Here is a 19,622-nt window from a genome sequence, read left to right as displayed (position 1 = left end):
GATAAGGGGGAGGGGAGCGAGCTTGCTAATTCAAGCCCCCTCCCCCTTATCGAAAAAACCCATTTTAAGCATCTAAGTGGTGTTTGGTAAAATTAAGGGATTCTGAAAAAAACAGAATCTTGAAAAAATACAAACAAGATTCTAATCTCGCTTGCAGATTTTTAACCACTTTAAACAAACTTAAAATATTTTTAGCTACAATGCGCGTTTGATTTTTGGCGCGTTTTTGTCAAAGTTTAGAATCTTTAGCGGATTTACAAAAATACCCACTGCTAAAAAAGATCGCGTAGCTCAGTTGGTAGAGCACTACCTTGACATGGTAGTGGTCGCTGGTTCAAGTCCAGTCGTGATCACCATTCTTTCAGGGCTTCAAATTTTCTTAAAAATTAACTTCGTATTAACTCTTTTCTTTGGTATAGTGTGTTTTTTAACCTTAAGTTTGAGGATTTTTCTATGAAATATTTTTTAAAATTTGTGGTTTTTGCTAGCTTTTTGGCGGTTATGTTTAGCGCGTGTGGTTTGCGGGAAAATCCGCTAGGCAACGCCTTTGGGAATCCTAAAGATTCTGATCCGCTAAAAATTGGCACAAAACCAAAGCTTCCTTCAAATAAGGCGGAGCTTTTGGTTGGGAAGATACATTTTGCAGATGATAAGGGCAAGACTTTTGATTTAAGCCCAAAAACGCGGTTTGATGGCTTTGCACAAAGTGCGTCAAATATGCAAGGCGCGTCAAAAAGCCCACTTTTAGGCTCACCGCCTAGCTCGCCTACGGGAGATTATTTCTCTCTTAGCTCGCCTGCAGGGGCGATACTCACGGTTTGGGCGCTAGCGAGGGGAAATTGGCTATGGGGCTACACGCTTGCAGATAGTGTGGGCTTTGGCGATGCGCGGGTGTGGCGCTTTAGATTCTTTAAAGATAATCAAGTTATGCTAGAAAATGCAAAAACTTTCACTTGCGCAAATGCCTATGGCACGGGAGTTATCCATACTTCTTGTGATGAAACAAATATGAGTCAGCGCTTTGAGCTTATACCAATGACGAATGAAGCTTTTTTGCTAAAAAATGTCGGAACTGGGCGCTGTCTGCACGCGCCGATTGGTGATGTGTTTGGTGATTTTCACAAAGTAAGTGGAATCTACCTTGTAACCTGCACAGGCGGGAACAACCTCGATCAGCAGTGGTATATTATCCCACCGCCATTTCTTGTAAAACCGCTTTATAATCGATAAGGAGAGAATATGAAAAATCTTTTTACGCGCTTTATATTTGTGAAATGGGCTTTTGTGTGGGCTATGATGGGCGGTTTTGCAAGTATGCTTTTTGCTGCACCAGAAGACTATAAAACTGCTTCTTGGAATCTGCAAGGCTCATCTGCTAGCACAGAGAGCAAATGGAGCGTTAGCGTGCGTCAGCTTATCAGTGGGGAAAATGCAGCCGATGTGCTAGCTATACAAGAAGCCGGCTCACTGCCACATACCGCAACGCCCACAGGCAGGGCAATCGCAAGTGTTGGAAGCATACCTATACAAGAATTTCAATGGTCGCTAGGCTCGCGCTCGCGCCCAGAGTATGCGTTTATTTATTACTCGCCTGTTGATGCGGGGGCAAATAGGGTAAATCTTGCGATTGTCTCGCGTAGGGTCGCTGATGATATTATCGTTATCCCACCGCCTACCTCTGTTTCGCGCCCTATTATTGGGATCCGCATAGGCAATGACGCCTTTTTCTCTGCGCATGCGTTGGCAAATGGCGGGACAGATACGGTTGCGATTATCAACGCAGTGTATGCGCATTTCCGAGATCACCCAGATGTGCGATGGATGATTATGGGGGATTTTAACCGCTCACCGGAGAATTTGCGCTATGAGCTAAGGCTTGAGACGCGCATACATGTGGAAATCATCGCGCCAAATCAAGCCACACATCGCAGTGGTGGGACGCTTGATTATGCTGTGGTTGGGAGCTCGGGGCGGACAATGCCACAAACGGGATTGCTAGCTTTGCTCATGCTTGCAAATTTCCGCACACAGCTCACATCAGATCATTTTCCGGTGAATTTTAGGAGATTTGATCCATAGATTCTAAAAGATTTTAAAAATTTCAAGGAGAGGATATGAAAAAATTTCTATTGCTCGCAATGTGCGCTAGTATGCTTTTGACACAAGAGGCACAAGATACTATCAAAGATATTCTCAAAGAGGCGGACACATCGCCAAGCCCTGTAATAGCGCAGACAAATCCCCCGCGCTTTGATGATTTTGAAAACATTACAAATACTTTTCAAATCCGCAATCTTCGCACGGGGATTCCGATAAATGTAAGGCGCAATGGGGATTTTAACTCACAAAATTGGCAGCTGCGACAATTCCAGCTTAGAGGTGAATTGCTCAAAAAGGACAAACTGCGCGATAAATGGGATTTTGGCTATGTGCAGTTTGTGGAGCCGGGCAAGCGCGATAATTGTCTAGTGATTGCAGAAAGTGGCTTTTTGGAGATAAAGTCCTGCCTTGCGGATTTGCAAAGTGGTAAGCTAGAGAGCGTTTTTAGCATTATCCCTACGAGTTCTGGCGCGGTGCAAATCCGCTCGCTTGTGCTAGATTCTAATGAATGCCTAAGTATGTTTGATAATCCTCAAATCCCAGAATATAAGCGCATAGGGATTTTGCCTTGCACGCTTGATTTTGATACTTATATCGATACGACGCAACTTTTCTTTTTCACACCGCCACTAATGCGCGCCTCAGCACTAAAACCAAAAAACTAAGCTAATTTTGCGCATTAGCTTAACTCAAAGCACTTTATATCTGCTTTTTTGTCCGCCAAAGAGGATGTTTATTGAGTCATTTTCGCAAGGCACGCTTTGTGGGATTTCGTATCCGCTAGATTCTAAGCGCACGATTTTCGCGCTCAAGTTCTCTTTTTGTAAAACACCTTGCAAAAACGCGCTTAAATCATAATTTCTCACCGCATTATCACTTACAAAGGCTTGCAGATTTTCTAGCCTTTTATGGTAGGCAAAAACACTTGCCAACACAGGCAATAATGAAGGTGCGGAAAATATCCCGCTGGGTGCATTTGGCGCGTATTTTTTGCTACGCAAATGCGGGGCAGAATCTGATCCAAAGCTCACCTTTTTATGCGCATTTAATGCGAGATTTAAAAGTGCCTCGCTATCTTGCGGGCGCTTTAGCATCGGCTTGCAAACCAAATCCGCATACAATCCCCCGCCAAGCACATCATCTAAGCTTAGTAAAATATGGTGCAAACTTAGCGTGGCGTAGAGATTCTCATATTTTTCAAGTGTGGGGATTGAGCGCGAGGCGCTCATATGCTCGATGATGATTTTTAGGCGCGGGAAAGTGCGTGCCAAAGTCGCAAACACTTCTAAAAACTCAAACTCCCGCTCAAGGCAGAATCCCGCGCTTTCCCCATGGATTGACAAGATAAAATCAAGCTCTTGCGCATCTTGCAAAATCTCTAAAATATGAGAATCCAAAACCTCGCTCACGCCATTTTGGCTATTTGTGGTTGCGCCTTTTGGGTAAAGTTTGAGAATCTTAATGCCCTGTGCCTTAGCCTCGCGCAATTCCTTTTTGGTGAGCGCGTTTGTGAGATAAAGCGTCATTAGAGGTTCGTAGGCTGTGATGCCATTTTTGCGCGCGAGGGCAAGAATTTGCTCTTTATACGCTAGCGCTTGTTTGGTGGTGGTGATTGGCGTGCTTAGGTTTGGCATTACCACGCTTGAGAGAAAATCACGCGCGCTAAAAGGCAGGATAGATTCTAGCATCGCCCCTTCGCGCAAATGTAAGTGCATATCAAGCGGATTTTTTAAATCCAGCGTGCGGAATTCATCAGAAATCGCAAAATCCTCAAAATACTTTGCCACACTTTTCATCGCGCCCCTCCTTTAATGTTTAAAATAATGCTTAAAATCGAGAAACCACGCAAGATTTTCACTTGCAAGATTCTATTTGCAAGATTGCAACAAATCCAAAAGTTTTTGCTTGTATTCCATCGCGTGCTCTTTGGAATCTGCCTCAAAGCGCGTCACAAGCACAGGCGTTGTGTTACTCGCGCGCACAAGCCCCCAGCCATTGTCAAACACCACACGCAAGCCATCGATGCTAATGATTTCTTTAATATGCGGAAAATCTTTTGGCGGATTTTGTAGTTTCGCCTTAAGAGATTCTATGAGCGCGAATTTTTGCTCTTCGGTGGTGTTTATTTTTTCCTCCGGTGTGGAATAGGCTTTTGGCAAAGCCAAAATCTCTTCCTCAATTTGCGCTGGTGTGCGCTTTAAAAACAACTCCAACGCCCTAAATGCCGAGTAAATCGCATCATCATAGCCAAAATAGCGCTCTTTAAAAAAGATATGCCCGCTCATTTCAGCCGCCAAATGCGCGCCGAGCTCTTTTAGTTTGACTTTCAAATTAGAATGCCCGGTTTTATACATATGCGCCTTGCCAATTTTGTTGATTTCATCATACATTATCTGCGAGCATTTCACCTCGCCGATGACTTGCGGAATGATCCCGCGCGAGTGCATTTCGCGCGCAAAGAGAATGGCTAGCTCATCGCCTTTGTAGCTGTAGTTTGTGCTTAAAAGCGCTAGTCTGTCCGCATCACCATCAAAAGCGATTCCAATGGGAATGTTTTTCTCTTTCATAGCGCGCTTTAAATCCTCTAAATTATGCTCTTCGCTAGGATCTGGGTGGTGGTTTGGGAAGCTTCCATCAGGCTCAAAATACAGCGCTTCATAAGAAATATGCAGATTCTGTAATACCTTTTCAATCGCCACTCCAGCTACGCCATTACCGCAATCAACGGCAATTTTGTAAGGGAAATTTGCCAAATGCTTAAACTGCGTGCTTAAAAAGGAAATATAAGAATCTAGCGCACTTAGCTTTTTAGATTCTTTTGTGGATTCTACAAAGTCGCTAAACTCCGTGATTAAATCCTTGCCAAGCGCGGTAATGTCTTTGCCATAAAAAGGCGCATTTTGCAAGGTGATTTTAAAGCCATTGTATTGTGGTGGATTATGCGAGCCTGTAATCATTACAGAGTTTTTACACTGCACGCCATCAATTGTATTGTAAGTGGCAAAATACGCCACAGGTGTGGGAATAAGCCCTAGATTATATACTTCTATACCCTCGCTTTCAAACCCGCTTTTTAGCCATGAAAACAACACAGGCGAATGCACACGCGCATCATAGCCCACGCATACGCTTTTTTCGTTAAGATTTTTTAGTCTCTTGCCAAGCTGTGCGCCGATATTAAACACCACTTCTTTATTTAAATCCTCTTCAAAAATCCCGCGAATGTCGTATTCTCTAAAGATTTTTTGGATAGAATTGCTAACTTTACTCATATTTGATACTCCTGCAAAATTTAAGATTTTAAGCGAGTGAATTTTACAAAAACTTTAGCAGAAATTAGATACAATCCGCCTTATTATTTTTTCTAAAATCATTTTTTATCACACCATACAAAATAAAGGCAAACTATGCGTTTTAATCCACATTTGCAACATATCGCGCCTTATGAAGCGGGCAAGCCAATAGAGCTTGTGATGCGTGAATATGGCATTGCGCGCGAAAGTATCATTAAGCTTGCGAGCAATGAGAATCCTTATGGCACTTCGCCAAAGGTGCTAGAAGCACTCAAAAATAACGCCTATACCGCAAGTTTGTATCCTGATGATTCTTATTATGAGCTAAAAGAGGCGTTGGCGCGCAAATTTGGCGTGGATTCTCAAAATCTTATTATTGGCTCTGGGAGCGATCAGGTGATTGAATTTTGCCTACATGCGCGCGCTGGGACAAGTGAGGAATTTAAGATTTTACAAGCAGGCGTGACTTTTGCAATGTATGAAATTTATGCAAAGCTTTTTGGCGCGAAGATTCTTAAAACTCAAAGCCTCGCGCATGATTTGGACGAGATTTTAGAGGTGCAAAAACAAGAAAATGCGGATATTATTTTTATCTGCGCGCCAAATAATCCGCTTGGGGAATGTATAGATTTTTCCGCGTTGTATGCGTTTTTAGAGCAAATCCTAGAATCTTGCCTTGTGGTGATTGATGGTGCATATCAAGAATATGCGCGCTTTAAGGACGCGCAAAAAGGTATAGATCCTGCGGATTTGATAAAGAAATTTTCAAATGTGATTTATCTAGGCACATTTTCTAAGGCTTATGGTTTAGGTGGAATGCGCGTAGGCTATGGGATTGGGAATGTTGAGATGATTAAGGCGCTACATAAAGTGCGCCCACCTTTTAATATTACGACTTTAAGCTTGCTAGCAGCCATTACTGCATTGAAAGATGAAGAATTTATCACGCATTCTTTGAGCGAAAATTTCAAGCAAATGCGCGTGTATGAGGACTTCGCAAAGGCACATAATATAGCTTTTATCCCTTCTTGGACGAATTTTATTACTTTTGTTGGGGATTCTTATGAGAATCTAGGCGTGGCAAATGAATCTAGCATAAAATTTGACAGCACCAAATTTTGTGATTTTTGCTTGCAAAAAGGCGTGATTTTACGCAATCTGAAAAGCTATAATCTCAACGCCTTTCGCGTGACTATCGGCACGCAAGCGCAAAATAAAAGAGTGCTAGAGCTTTTTAGCGACTTTTTAGGGCTTAATAAATAAATCTTAAAGTAAGGGACACGATGAATATACAGCTGATTTTAGAACAAATCGCAAAAATTTTAAAGCGCATCAATAAGCGTCAGCGTATCATTATCCTTGCTACGCTTGTTGTGATTATTTCTTTTTTGACTTATCTTGTGCTTTTTCGCGTTGATGAGAAAAGCGAGTATGAGGGCTATTCCGTCCTTTTTAATGGTATCGAGCCACAAGATAGCGCGCTTATTTTGCAGAATCTACAGCAAAATAAGATTCCCTATAAAATCCCTGCTGATAATACAATCCTTGTGCCAAGTGACAAAGTCTATGAACAGCGCATTGCGCTTGCTTCGATCGGGATTCCAAGACAGGGTAAAAAGATTAGTTTTAGTGATTTTATTGAAAATCAGAATCTCGGCGATACGGACTTTAGAGAGCAGACAAAATTCCAGCTTGCGGTTGAAGGCGAGCTGACAAAAACTATCGAAAGTATCACTGCTATTGAATCTGCAAGCGTGCTTATCGCGCCTGCGGAAAAATCCGTCTTTAGTAGGCAAAATATCCCACCAACTGCATCAGTGAAAATCCAACTGCGACAAGGAATGGATCTCACACAGGCTCAAATTGCAGGGATTAAGAATCTTGTCGCTGCGTCGGTGACAAATCTCACGCCTGATAGGGTAAAAATCATTAATCAAGATGGGGATTTGCTCGGCGAAATGACGGAATTTAGCACAGCTTCCGGGCTTATCAAGCTAGCCGAACAGCAAAGAAAATACCAAATCGCGCAGGAAAAAACTTATGAAAATAAGATTATCGAGGCGCTCAAAGGCATTGTAGGCGATGAAACACGCGTGCGCGCGCAGGTGAGTTTGGAATATGATTTTTCACAAGTGCGCCAAACGCAAGAGATTTTTGGAAACAATGTCGTGGAGGCAGAGCGCAATATTGAAGAGCATGAAAAAGGTGTGCGCGAAACGCCAATAGGTGGCGTGCCCGGCGTGGTGAGCAATATCGGACCAGTGCAGGGCTTAGATGATGCGAATGTGTTGAGTGAAAAAAGCAAAACTGATGAGACAAAAAATTACCGCGTAGATAGAACCGTGAGCGAGATAAAAGGACCTATCGGCAAGCTTGTAAGAATTAGTGCGGGCGTGGTGGTAGATGGGACTTATAGGGAAGTGACTGGCGAAAATGGCGAAAAAAAGCTAGAGTATGTCCCGCGCAGTGAGCGTGATTTAAAAGAGATTGAAGATATTGTCAAAGGCGTTGTGGCGTATAAAGAGGAGCGCGGGGATTTTGTGAAAATTACAAATTTCGAGCTTAACGCTGCCACTGCAAACTACAAGCCAAAAGACGCGTGGGAGAGCTTTTCAGACAATGTTGAAAAATATCTCGGACCATTTATGCCACTTATTAAATATCTTCTTGTGGGATTGGTGCTTTTCATTTTTTACAAAAAGATTGTCGCGCCATTTACCGAGCGTATGCTTGAGGTGCAGGAGGACGAAGAGGAAGAAGTGGAATCCCTACTACAGCTTGATGATGACGATGAAGATTTGAATAAATTTAGCGATTTGAGAAAACGCGTAGAGGATCAGCTCGGACTTGGTGGCGGATTTAATGAAGATGAAGTAAAATACGAAGTGATTTTGGAGCGTATGCGTAATGTCGTCTCTGAGCGCCCAGAGGAAGTGGCTGCGCTTTTCCAATCGCTTATCAAAGATGAGCTAGAAATCAGCTCAAATCCATAAGGAGGCACTATGGCAATCAATCTCTCACCGCGCCAGCGCGCGCAATATGATGAACTCTCAATGTCAGAGAAAATCGCTATTTTGCTTATCCAGCTTGGCGATGATATTACAAGTGAGGTTTTTCACTATTTAGATATTGATGCGATTACGGAAATTTCTAAGCAAATCGCGCAACTTGGTAGCACGGACAAAAGCATAGGCGCGGCGATTTTAGAGGAATTTTGGGTTATTTTTCAATCTAATCAATACATCAATACCGGCGGTTTGGACTATGCGCGCGATTTGCTTATTAAAGCGCTTGGACCAGAAGCGGCAAAAGCGATTTTGGATAAGCTTGCCAAAACAATGCAATCAGCCAAAAACTTTGCCTATCTTTCAAAAATCCGCCCTCAACAGCTCGCGGACTTTATTATTAACGAGCACCCACAAACTATCGCGCTAATCCTCGCGCATATGGACGCAGGCAGTGCGGCGGAGACTTTGGGATATTTTTCTGATGATTTACGCGCGGAAGTGGCGATTAGAATGGCAAACTTAGGCGATATTTCCCCAAGTGTGGTGAAGCGCGTTTCTGCAGTGCTAGAAAACAAACTAGAATCTCTTACAAGCTACAAAGTTGAGGTTGGAGGAACAAGGAGCGTGGCAGAGATGTTTAACCGCTTAGGACAAAAAGCTGCCAAAGCCACAATCGCGCATATTGAGCAAATCGATGAGCAACTAGCCACAGAGATTAAAGAGATGATGTTTACTTTTGAAGACATTAACAAACTCGATAATAACGCGATTAGGGAGATTCTCAAAATTGCTGATAAAAAAGATCTTACCCTTGCGCTTAAGTCTGCAGGCGATGATTTGAAGCAAAAATTTATGGCAAATATGAGCCAGCGTGCCAGCGAGCAGTTTATTGAGGAAATGCAATTCCTAGGCGCGGTAAAAGTGCGCGATGTGGAAAATGCACAAAGAAAGATTGTCGAAGTCGTGCAAACCCTATCAGAGCAAGGTCTAATTCAATTAGGCGAACAGGACGATGTCATTGTTTAATCAAGAAAATATCATAAACAGCCAAAGCACGCAAACTCACAATATTAGTAAATATGAGTTTAAGTCCATCACAGCGAAAGAAAAAGAGGCGCAAAGCGTAGAATCTGCGCAAGATTCTCAAAACATGCTAGATACGCCAACGCCCACAAGCGAGCAAAAAAGCATGTTTTTAGAGCCTGATTGGCATAGAGAGATTGTCGAAAAACTGCTAGCAAAAAGCGATAATCTCTCAGATTCTCTAGCTAAGCTTGAAATGCAGTTTGAAAAGCTTGAAACACAAAGCAAAGAGCAAATCGCAAGCGCTAAAGATGAAGGCTACAAAGATGGCTACAATCAAGCCAAAGAGGACATAAAAAAGGAATTAGAGGACGAGATAAACACGCAAAAAAAGGCGCTTGTAGATTCTATCATCACACTTGAAGACACGCTTAAAGGCTCGCAGAAGCACCTTGAGGCGTTGGAAAAAGAGCTAAGCGCGATTGCGGTGGATATTGCAAAAGAAGTCATTGTCAAAGAAGTGGAGGAAAATAGTCAAAAAGTGGCGCTGGCGCTTTCACATGAGCTTTTGCACTCTATAATGGACGCGACAAATATCAAGCTCAAAGTCAATCCGCAGGATTATTTGTATCTAAAAGAGCAGTTAAAGGATTTGCAAAAAGTGGAGATTCTCGCGGATAACGCAGTAGCGCTCGGTGGTGTGGTGGTGCTAAGTAGTGAGGGCAATATCGATGGCAATATCCTTAATCGCTACAAAAATATGAAGCAATCCATTTTAGAAAATATTAAAGAGCAATAATCATGCAGGAAAAAAGCGCGCCAATGCCACACCTTGCGCAAAATCGCCCGCAAGAGCTTGATTTGCAAATAGATAAAGCGCAGATGGTTGCAAAGAATCTACTTGCTCAAAAAAAAGTAAGCGAGATGGATTCAGAGGAATTACAAGCGCTTTCCCTCGGTGTGCGCGCGAGAATCTTAAGCGTAGTAAGCAAAAATGGCGGGCATTTAAGTTCAACTCTTGGCGCAGTCGAGCTTATTATTGCAATGCACGCGGTATTTGATTGCAAGCAAGATCCCTTTATTTTTGATGTGAGCCATCAAGCCTACACGCACAAGCTTCTTACTGATAGATGGGATTGCTTTGAGAGCCTTAGGCAGTTTGGCGGTATAAGCGGATTTTGCAATCCTAAAGAATCTGCGAGCGATTATTTTATCGCTGGGCATAGCTCAACCTCGATTTCGCTTGCCGTGGGCGCGGCAAAGAGCTTTGCACTTGAAAATAAAGAAAATATCCCAATCGTGCTTATCGGCGATGGCTCAATGAGCGCAGGGCTCGTGTATGAAGCGCTCAATGAATTAGGCGCGCGCAAATATCCTGTCATTATCATTTTAAATGACAATGAAATGAGTATCTCAAAGCCAATAGGCGCAATTAGTAACTATCTTTCCCAGATTCTCGCCACGCCCACTTATCAGTCCTTACGCGCGCGCGTGAAAAATATCCTTACCAAAATGCCAGAATCTGCCTCTTACCTTGCCAAGCGCTTTGAAGAATCTTTTAAGCTCATTACGCCGGGCTTGCTGTTTGAGGAGCTGGGGCTTGATTATATCGGACCAATTGATGGGCATAATATTGAGCTTGTGATTTCTACCTTGCAAAAGGCAAAAGAGCTCAAAAATCCCGTCATTATCCACGCGCAAACCACCAAGGGCAAGGGCTATGAGATAGCTGAAGGGCGCTTTGAAAAGTGGCATGGCGTAAGCCCTTTTGACTTACAAACAGGCAAATCTACTAAAAGTAGCGCGAGCACACCCGCACCTACGCAGATTTTTAGCCAAACGCTTTTAGCGCTTGCAAAGCAAAATCCAAAAATTGTCGGCGTTACCGCGGCAATGCCAAGTGGCACGGGGCTAGATTCTCTTATAGAATATGATGAAACGCGCTTTTGGGATGTTGCAATTGCCGAGCCTCACGCAGTTACTTCAATGGCGGCAATGGCAAAAGAGGGCTTTATTCCCTTTGTGGCGATTTACTCGACATTTTTGCAGCGTGCCTTTGATGCGATAATCCATGATGTGAGCATTATGAGCCTGCCGGTGCGCTTTGCGATTGATAGAGCGGGCATTGTTGGCGAAGATGGCGAGACACATCAGGGGTTGCTTGACATTGCGTATCTGCGTATTATCCCAAATATGGTGCTTTTCGCCCCGCGCGATAGCGAATCTTTAAAGCACGCGATTAGCTTTGCAGTTAATTATAATGAAAGCCCTTGCGCGTTTCGCTACCCACGCGGAAAGTTTGTGCTAGATTCTTTAACGCATTTGCAAAGTGCGCAAGCTCTCAAGCAAGAGGATTTTATTTTAGGCAAAGCGCAGATCCTGCAAGAAGGCGCAAAGATTTTGCTTGTAGGCTATGGGAATGGCGTTGGGCGCGCTTACGAAGTGAGTGAGATTCTAAAAACTCAAGGCATAGAAGTTGGAATCTTAGACTTGCGCTTTGTAAAGCCTTTAGATGAAGAGTGCCTAAAAGCGCAGTTTGCACGCTATGAATATGCCTTTGTGCTAAGCGATAGTTATATTTGCGGTGGCGTGGGAAGTGCGATTTTAGAATCTCGCGCATTTAGAGAAAGCGCAATCAAACTTTACAGCTTTGAAATTAAAAGCGAGTTTATCCCGCATGGCAAAACCGAAGCCATAGAGCGCGCCATTGGCTTAGATTCTCACTCTTTGGCAGAAAAAATAAAGACATATATTTCAAAAAATGAGCAATAAATTTTTACGCTAAGATTTTGAAACAGCCAAAAAAGCAATTTTAAAAAATGTTAAAATATTTCTTTACAAAACTTTATTTTTAAGGAATCTAGCGTTTATGAAAAAAGCCACGAAAGCCGAGATTAGCGAGATTAAAAAGCGCTTTTTAGCGCAATATAAAAACGCAAAAACTGAGCTTGTGTATCACAATATCTATGAGCTGCTCGTGTGCGTGATGCTTTCCGCCCAATGCACTGATAAGCGCGTAAATATCGTCACGCCCGCATTTTTTGCGCGTTATCCAAATGTTAAGGCGCTTTCTTGCGCGAAGTTAGAGGATATAAAAGAGCTTATAAAATCCGTTTCATTTTTTAACAACAAAGCGCAGAATCTCCTTAAAATGGCGCAACAAGTGATGCAAGATTTTAACGGCGCAATTCCCACCACGCAAGAAGAGCTTAAAAGCCTCGCAGGCGTGGGACAAAAGACGGCAAATGTGGTGTTAATAGAATTTTTTGAAGCAAATTATATGGCGGTGGATACGCATGTTTTTCGCACTTCGCATCGTTTGGGATTGAGCTACGCAAAGAGCGCGCTTGAGACAGAATCTGAACTTACTAAAAAATTTAAAGACAATCTTTCTATTTTGCATCAAGCCTTTGTGCTTTTTGGGCGCTATGTTTGCAAGGCGGTAAAGCCAAACTGCGCGGAATGTTTTGTCAGCGATTTGTGCAAAAATAAAGAGAACTTTAAGCCAAGATAAACGACAAAATATTTATAATGTAAGCTTTACTCTATCATAAGGACTTAGGACATGGATATCATTCATCAAAGCTTTATGGAAGTCGTGCAGGAAAGCATTTCGCAGAGCCCAAAGGATTCTATTCTTCCGCTCAAAAAAGGGTATTTGACAAAGATTAGTATGCTTGAAAATGGCAAGGTGAGTAAAGATGTGTTTTTGCTTTTTGATAAGGCATTTTTGAGAATCTTTTGCGCGCATTTAATCGATGAGTTAAATCCTAGCAAAGACGCGCTTGAAGATATGGCAAAAGAGCTTGCAAATCTCGTTGTGGGGCATGCAAAAGTCATCGCTGCTAAGAAGCAAAAAAACTTCAATATTTCTGTGCCAACCTATGTGGGATACAAATTGCTTAAGGATTATGATAGCGGACTGCATTTTAAGCTTAAACGCGGACATTGCGGGATTTATATGAGGAGCGTGAAATAATGGCTGGAGATTCAATCCTAGACAAACAGAGAATCCACACTGCAAAGGAAATCGAGCTTGCGACATATCTTGAAGATATGATGCAAAATTACAATGGCTTGCTTGATATGGAAGTCGTTTTTAACGCCGAGCTTGGTAGCACGAAGATTCCCTTAGGTGAGATTTTGAAGTTTGAAAAAGGCTCGATAATCGATCTTGGCAAGCCTGCGGGAGAGAGCATAGAGACATTTGTAAATGGACGCGTGATAGGGAAGGGCGAAGTGATGGTATATGAGAAAAACCTCGCTATTCGTATTAATGAGATTTTGGATTCTAATGCGATTGTGTATTACCTCACGCGCGAAAAGGTTTAAAAAAGCTTGAAAGGGCTTGAGAATAAAATTTTTATAAGAATTTAAAAGGTTAGGATTATGAAGCTAGCGCGGATTCTCTTTTTTGCCTGTTTGTTTGGGCTTGCGCCTTGCTTTGGCGTGCAGGCTCAAAAGGTGGAGATTCTCACAGGTGCGGATAAAAATGAGGTTTTGCTTTACTTTGACACGCCCTACACGCTCACGCCACGCACGACTTTGCAAGATGAATATAAAGGCGTGATTTTTGATAATGCAAGCGCTATGCGCCAAAATAAGCGTATAAGTGGCTCGTTCCTTAGCGAGGTGCAGGTTTTTAACATTACTGAATCTTTGTATATCTTAGGCGTTGGGAATCCAAAGGAAATGGAAGTAGAAGTAAGCGTCTCAAAGGATTTGCAGACTTATAAAATTGTGTTTAAAAAAATCACGCCCCCGCCAACGCATCTTGAAATGCTAATGAATAAAACATTGCAAACTTCGCCCGCGCAAGGCGCGCAAACCACGCAAAAAAGCGACGCACAAAGCGATATTAGCGCGCAAATGCTAACTCTCCCAAAACCGCCAAATTTCGTGCAAAATGAGCCAAAAGAAATAAATTTACACAATCTCAAAGAGAAGCAAAATTCACAAGGCACGCTAGATTCCCAAAATCCACAAAATACACAGAATCCGCAAAATCGCGCGCAAACGCAAGCACAAAATCCACAAAATAGCGCCCCGCAAGAAAACACGATAAAAGAATCCGCACAAACAACCCAAACTACGCAAGATTCCCAAAACATACTTTTGCCTTTTGGGAAAAATATTTTAGAGTTAGAGACTTGGCGCTATTTGGCTGTGATTGGCGTGATGGTGCTTTTGGTGCTGGTGCTTTTGTGGGTGAAGGGCTTTTTGAAGCCAAAGGAGCGCAACTTCGCCTCCTTGCTCGCGCAAAATGGCGTCTTTCAGCCAAATGGGAAAAACCTTGCAAAAGGAAAAAATCTCAAAGTGAGCCTGCAAAAGAGAATAGATTCTAAAAATAATCTTGTCGTCATCGAAGCGGGTAATTACCGCTATTTGGTGCTTATGGGCGAGCATGGGAACACCTTGCTTGATCGCTACAATGCAAATGGCGCAAGCGAAGATGTCAATATCCAAAATAACCTAATCATCGAGGATTCGCAGTTTGCAAAACTCCTAGAGCAAAAAGAGCAACGCCTCAAACGCCTGCAAAATGACCAGAGAATCTAACCCAAACAAGCGCCTATCTTTTAGTCTGCTTTTTTCATTTTTGCTCCATAGCGCGATAATCGCGGTGCTTGTCATTGTGTATTTTTGGCAGAGTGAAAATCTGCGCTTTAAAAGTGGCACAGGGCAAAATCCGCAAAAAATCAAAATCTCTGGTTTTCTCAAAGATGCGCCAAACACACATGCAAATCTTGCACGCGCACCACAAGGCGCGCCAATCCCGCCAACTACGCAAAGCCAAAGCTCAAGCAATCCGCAAAAAAGCACCCAAAAAGATTCTAAAGATTCTCAAAATAAAAGAGAATCTGAAAGAAACTTACAAAGTCCAAATCAAGATTCTAAGGATTCTAAAAGCGCGCAAGATTCTAAAAATTCCCAAAACGCGCAAAACACGCCAGAATCTCTTAATCTCCAATCCCTAAGCCTTAACTCTCAAAGTGGCGTGCAAGCCAAAGAGCCGGCACCCCTTTCGCGCATTCTCTCGCAATATAGCAATGTGGATTCTATCACCAAGCGCGATGTTATAGAGCTTTATGGCGAGGAGTTTGGCGATTATGGCGTGGTGGAGCGCGATTTTATTATTAACAATTTGCGCGATATCGGGCGCATCACCGCGCGCTACCTCACATATCCAAGGGATGCTATTAGGCTGGGACAACAGGGTGTGAATATCGTGGAATTTTATTTGCATCCAAATGGCGATATTTCCGAGCTTAAACTTCTCAAAAGTTCGGGCTATGTGATTTTGGATAGGAATTCTGAACGCACGATCGAAATCGCCTACAAAGACTATCCGCACCCAATCAGCAAGACGCTTATTAGAATCCGCGTGAGTATGGAGCTGTTTTACTACTGATGGGATTTTTCTGCTATAATGCGCGTTTTTGCGGACTTTGGCAAAATTTAAGATATTTTTAAGAAAGGATTCTAAGGCGATGAAAAAAGAATTTGTTGTGGCGATTGTCGGTGCGAGCGGGGCTGTGGGCGAGGAGATTCTAAAAATCTTAGAAGAGCAAAATTTCCCCGTAAAAAATCTCATCCCGCTTGCAAGTGCGCGCAGTGCAGGAGAGAGCGTGAGTTTTAGAGGCAAACAATACACGATTTTAGAAACCACAGATTCTGTTTTTGCTACACATGGCGTGGAAATCGCCTTTTTTTCCGCTGGCGGGAGTGTGAGTGAGCGCTTCGTTCCAAGCGCGGTGAAAGCTGGCGCGCTTGTGATTGATAACACGAGCTTTTTTCGTATGCAAGAAAATATCCCGCTTGTCGTGCCTGAAGTCAATCCCGCTGATATCGCGCTTGCCAAAAAATGTGGCATTGTGGCAAATCCAAACTGCTCAACAATTCAAATGGTGCAAGTCCTAGCACCATTGCATAAGGCTTTTGGCATTACGCGCGTGGATGTTAGCACTTATCAAGCCGTCTCTGGCGCGGGAAAAAGTGGCATGGAAGAGCTTGTGACGCAAATGCAGAGATTCTTTGCCTTTGATTTGGAATCTTGCGAGCCAAAGGCATTCGCGCACAGAATCGCGCTCAATGTAATCCCGCATATCGATATTTTCCTAGACAATGACTACACCAAAGAAGAGATGAAAATGATAAATGAGACAAATAAAATTATGCACTCAAACTTCGAGCTAAGCGCAACTTGCGTGCGTGTGCCTGTTTTGCGTAGTCATAGCGAGGCGATTAGCATTAAGTTTAAGCAAGAAGTGAGCGCGGAATCTGCACGCGAGATTCTCAAAAATGCGCCAAATATCGTGCTTTTTGACAACCCACAAGCCAAAGAATATCCCATGCCACTCATCGCCACAGATACCGATGAAACCTATGTGGGGCGCATTCGTGTGGATAATTTTGACAAAAAGATTTTGCATCTTTGGTGCGTAGCAGATCAAATCCGCGTGGGTGCTGCGACAAATGCCGTGAGAATCGCTCAAGAGTGGATAAAGCAAAACGCTTAAAATAAAATTTTAATAAAAGGATAAGGAATGATTTTTATCGATGCATGTTTTAGGAAACCGACGCCTTATACGCCAATTTGGCTTATGCGTCAAGCAGGCAGGTATTTAAGCGAGTATAAAGAGGTGCGCAAAAAGGCAGGGAGCTTTTTAGACTTGTGTCAAAATGTCGCGCTTGCAACGGAGGTGACGCTGCAGCCGGTGGATATTTTGGGCGTTGATGCGGCGATTTTGTTTAGCGATATTTTGGTGGTGCCTTATGAAATGGGCTTAGAGCTTGAGTTTGTAAGCGGTGAGGGTCCAAAGTTTGCGCGCACGATAGAATCCACGCGCGATGTGGAAAGTCTCAAAGTCGGTGCGTATAAAAATCTCTCTTATGTCTATGATACGGTGAGTTCCGTGCGTCAAAAGCTTGCAAAAGATAAGGCGCTTATTGGCTTTTGTGGCGCGCCATGGACGCTTGCAACCTATATGATAGAGGGGCAGGGGAGCAAAACTTATGCAAAAAGCAAAAAAATGCTTTATAGCGAGCCTGCGCTTTTGCACGCGCTGTTGGCAAAGATTAGCGAGGAGCTTAAGGGGTATTTGAGCGCGCAGATAGAAGCTGGCGCAAATGCCGTGCAGATCTTTGATAGCTGGGCTAGCGCGCTAGAGAAAGAGGCGTATTTGGAGTTTAGCTGGCGCTACATTAAGGACATCGCAAAATATCTCAAAAATAAATATCCGCATATCCCTGTAATGTGCTTCCCAAAGGGAATTGCAGGGTTTTTGGATTCCATAGATGGGGAGTTTGATGTGTTTGGCGTGGATTGGAGCACACCGCTAGAGCTTGCCAAAGCAAAGCTGGGCGCAAAGTATGTGTTGCAGGGGAATTTAGAGCCAGCAAGGCTGTATGATATGGAGCAAATGGCGCAGGGCGTGGATTCTATTATTAAAATAATGGGAAAAAATGGCGGACATATTTTTAACCTAGGACATGGCATGATCCCAGATCTTCCACGCCAAAACGCCATCGAGCTTGTCAAAATGGTGCATGAGCGCACAAAGCGTTAGGGAGTTTTAGCAGTTTGTGGGGTTTAATTTTTTCACACCCCTTGCCATTCCCCCTCTTTTTAGCTAAAATCCGAAGCTATTTTATTCGCTATTGTTTAAAAACCTAAATAAAAATCTTTGATTTTATATCTTATTAAGGAATCACAATGTCTCCTAGGATTAGCGTTATTATCCCTTGCTACAACGAAGAGCGCACGATTTTGCAAGTCATTGATGAAGTCTCTGTTGCCTTACCTCAAGCACATATCGCAGTCTTTGATAATAATTCAACAGATAATTCAAAAAATCTCGTGCTAGAAAAAATCAATTCCTTACAAATAAATTCACAAATAGATTCCCAAATAAACGCTCAAGTCAAAGATTTTAATTTTGCTATTAGGGGGGGGGGCAATACAGCTCTTTAAAAGCAGAATCTAAAGATTTTACAACTTCTAACAATCAAGATTCTTTAACTTCCAACCAACATAATAGAATCCTACAACCCAATCAATTTTCTTTTAATCAAGATTCTAACCGCTTAAACCAAATTCAACCTAATCAACCTCATTCCAGCCAAATAAATCAAGCCAAAGATTCTAATCCTTCATTTAATCATTTAGCCAACCATTCACCTAGCCACCTAACACAGCATTTTTCCTCGCCCAAACTCTCCCTTTTTTCCACCACCACACAGGGCAAAGGCGCAGTAATAGCTGATGCATTTGCTTTGCTAGATTCTGATATTTATGTAATGATTGATGGGGATACACAATGTGATACAAGCATCTTGCCCCGCGCAATAGCACACTTGCATTCAAATCAATTAGATATGTTAAACATTGCTCGTAGCAAATCAGATAGCGCACATTATAGAATCGGTCACAGCTTTGGCAATAAACTTCTAAGCACCACAGCAGCCCTTTTCTTTGGTAAGCAGTTTAATGATATGCTAAGCGGGTATAGAATCTTTTCTCGTGCTTTTGTCAAAAGCTTCCCAGCACAAAGCAAGGGCTTTGAAATAGAGACAGAGCTAAGCGTCTTTGCCTTGCAGCAAAACTTACGTGTCGATGAAATAGAAGCCTCGTATAAACCACGCCCACAAGGAAGCTTTTCTAAACTTCACACTTTTAAAGATGGCTTTAAAATCCTTTTTATGATTTTCCAACTGCTTTTTACCGAGCGCCCTTTGCTTGTGTTTGGATTTTTAAGTGCGTTGTGCTTTGTAATTTCACTTATCGTTGGCGTTGATATTTATTTAGAGTTTTTAGAAACAAGCAGAGTGGCTAGGTATCCTACGCTATTTGTATGTGTAGGCGTGGGCGTTATCGGAGTGGTGCTAGGTGTGGCTGGGATGCTCGCGCATTTAGTTGTGAGAGGCAATAGAGAATCTCGCAGAATAGCATATCTCAATCACAAGAAAATAGACTAGACAAGCGCACAAGGGATAAGCTAAGAAATGTATCTAGGCGCAACTTCTAAAGGATAAAGCTAGGAAATGTCTAAGAATCTACTAAATAAAATCATCTCAAATAAGCTTTTACGCTTTTTTTTCTTAGGTGGGATTTTAAGCCTTTGTGAATGGGGTGGCTTTTATGCGCTGACTTATCTTTTGGGCGTGCATTATATTGTAAGCTCGATTGTGATGTTTG

General features: G+C 42.7%; 19 protein-coding genes and 1 tRNA gene. 18 read left to right on the top strand and 2 right to left on the bottom strand.

The window, feature by feature from the left end:
- The first annotated feature begins 280 nt into the window (after positions 1-280).
- The 4 genes from CQA49_RS08610 to CQA49_RS08595 all read left to right on the top strand — a co-directional run bounded on the left by CQA49_RS08610 (position 281) and on the right by CQA49_RS08595 (position 2,765).
- Positions 281-356: transfer RNA gene (locus CQA49_RS08610), tRNA-Val, on the top strand.
- 97 nt (positions 357-453) lie between these two features.
- The gene (locus CQA49_RS08605) at positions 454-1,230 is read left to right on the top strand and encodes a toxin (protein ID WP_115575553.1); all 777 of its coding nucleotides are present in this window, start codon (positions 454-456) and stop codon (positions 1,228-1,230) included.
- A gap of 63 nt (positions 1,231-1,293) precedes the next feature.
- Entirely contained in the window at positions 1,294-2,079 is a 786-nt protein-coding gene (locus tag CQA49_RS08600; protein WP_258864286.1) for a cytolethal distending toxin subunit B family protein, read from the top strand.
- 35 nt (positions 2,080-2,114) lie between these two features.
- Positions 2,115-2,765 (top strand): toxin, encoded by a 651-nt coding sequence (locus CQA49_RS08595; RefSeq protein WP_258864285.1) that lies wholly within the window; start codon positions 2,115-2,117, stop codon positions 2,763-2,765.
- A 24-nt stretch (positions 2,766-2,789) separates the two neighbouring features.
- Here the strand turns inward: CQA49_RS08595 and pyrC are convergent, their stop codons facing one another.
- Together pyrC and CQA49_RS08585 are read right to left on the bottom strand one after the other, a co-directional pair.
- A complete protein-coding gene (pyrC, locus tag CQA49_RS08590; RefSeq protein WP_115575551.1) occupies positions 2,790-3,896 on the bottom strand; it encodes a dihydroorotase in 1,107 nt (368 codons plus the stop codon).
- Positions 3,897-3,968: 72 nt separating this feature from the next.
- Positions 3,969-5,372, bottom strand: a complete 1,404-nt coding sequence (locus CQA49_RS08585) for a phosphomannomutase/phosphoglucomutase (RefSeq protein WP_115575550.1) — start codon at positions 5,370-5,372, stop codon at positions 3,969-3,971.
- A 135-nt stretch (positions 5,373-5,507) separates the two neighbouring features.
- Between CQA49_RS08585 and hisC the strand changes: the two genes are divergently transcribed.
- From hisC to CQA49_RS08515, 14 genes are all read left to right on the top strand, one after another.
- Complete coding sequence (gene hisC, locus CQA49_RS08580; RefSeq protein WP_115575549.1) at positions 5,508-6,656, top strand: histidinol-phosphate transaminase; 1,149 nt, start codon at positions 5,508-5,510, stop codon at positions 6,654-6,656.
- Between the two features lie 20 nt (positions 6,657-6,676).
- Complete coding sequence (gene fliF, locus CQA49_RS08575; RefSeq protein ID WP_115575548.1) at positions 6,677-8,386, top strand: flagellar basal-body MS-ring/collar protein FliF; 1,710 nt, start codon at positions 6,677-6,679, stop codon at positions 8,384-8,386.
- 9 nt (positions 8,387-8,395) lie between these two features.
- Positions 8,396-9,427 carry a flagellar motor switch protein FliG gene (gene fliG / locus CQA49_RS08570; RefSeq protein ID WP_115575547.1) on the top strand — a complete coding sequence of 344 codons (1,032 nt, stop codon included), beginning with the start codon at positions 8,396-8,398 and terminating at the stop codon, positions 9,425-9,427.
- A complete protein-coding gene (gene fliH / locus CQA49_RS08565) occupies positions 9,414-10,223 on the top strand; it encodes a flagellar assembly protein FliH (protein WP_115575546.1) in 810 nt (269 codons plus the stop codon). Before fliG ends, fliH begins: the two co-directional genes overlap by 14 nt.
- An 83-nt stretch (positions 10,224-10,306) precedes the next feature.
- Complete coding sequence (gene dxs, locus CQA49_RS08560) at positions 10,307-12,196, top strand: 1-deoxy-D-xylulose-5-phosphate synthase (RefSeq protein ID WP_181882654.1); 1,890 nt, start codon at positions 10,307-10,309, stop codon at positions 12,194-12,196.
- A gap of 97 nt (positions 12,197-12,293) precedes the next feature.
- Positions 12,294-12,938 (top strand): endonuclease III, encoded by a 645-nt coding sequence (gene nth / locus CQA49_RS08555; RefSeq protein ID WP_115575545.1) that lies wholly within the window; start codon positions 12,294-12,296, stop codon positions 12,936-12,938.
- A 51-nt stretch (positions 12,939-12,989) separates the two neighbouring features.
- A complete protein-coding gene (locus CQA49_RS08550; protein WP_115575544.1) occupies positions 12,990-13,403 on the top strand; it encodes a chemotaxis protein CheX in 414 nt (137 codons plus the stop codon).
- On the top strand, positions 13,403-13,756 hold the full coding sequence (fliN, locus tag CQA49_RS08545; RefSeq protein WP_115575543.1) for a flagellar motor switch protein FliN: 354 nt from the start codon (positions 13,403-13,405) through the stop codon (positions 13,754-13,756). Before CQA49_RS08550 ends, fliN begins: the two co-directional genes overlap by 1 nt.
- A gap of 57 nt (positions 13,757-13,813) precedes the next feature.
- On the top strand, positions 13,814-14,983 hold the full coding sequence (locus CQA49_RS08540) for a hypothetical protein (RefSeq protein ID WP_115575542.1): 1,170 nt from the start codon (positions 13,814-13,816) through the stop codon (positions 14,981-14,983).
- Positions 14,967-15,836: an energy transducer TonB gene (locus tag CQA49_RS08535; protein ID WP_115575541.1), complete on the top strand. Its 870-nt coding sequence runs from the start codon at positions 14,967-14,969 to the stop codon at positions 15,834-15,836. Before CQA49_RS08540 ends, CQA49_RS08535 begins: the two co-directional genes overlap by 17 nt.
- A 79-nt stretch (positions 15,837-15,915) precedes the next feature.
- Complete coding sequence (locus CQA49_RS08530; protein ID WP_115575540.1) at positions 15,916-16,944, top strand: aspartate-semialdehyde dehydrogenase; 1,029 nt, start codon at positions 15,916-15,918, stop codon at positions 16,942-16,944.
- Between the two features lie 27 nt (positions 16,945-16,971).
- Entirely contained in the window at positions 16,972-17,994 is a 1,023-nt protein-coding gene (gene hemE / locus CQA49_RS08525; RefSeq protein ID WP_115575539.1) for a uroporphyrinogen decarboxylase, read from the top strand.
- 146 nt (positions 17,995-18,140) lie between these two features.
- Entirely contained in the window at positions 18,141-18,398 is a 258-nt protein-coding gene (locus CQA49_RS08520; RefSeq protein ID WP_115575538.1) for a glycosyltransferase, read from the top strand.
- Between the two features lie 302 nt (positions 18,399-18,700).
- Positions 18,701-19,402: a protein rfbJ gene (locus CQA49_RS08515; RefSeq protein WP_115575537.1), complete on the top strand. Its 702-nt coding sequence runs from the start codon at positions 18,701-18,703 to the stop codon at positions 19,400-19,402.
- Positions 19,403-19,622: the final 220 nt, after the last annotated feature.

The sequence above is a fragment of the Helicobacter sp. MIT 00-7814 genome, from assembly GCF_003364115.1.
Taxonomy (GTDB): domain Bacteria; phylum Campylobacterota; class Campylobacteria; order Campylobacterales; family Helicobacteraceae; genus Helicobacter_F.
This window is presented reverse-complemented; position numbering and strand designations above follow the sequence as displayed.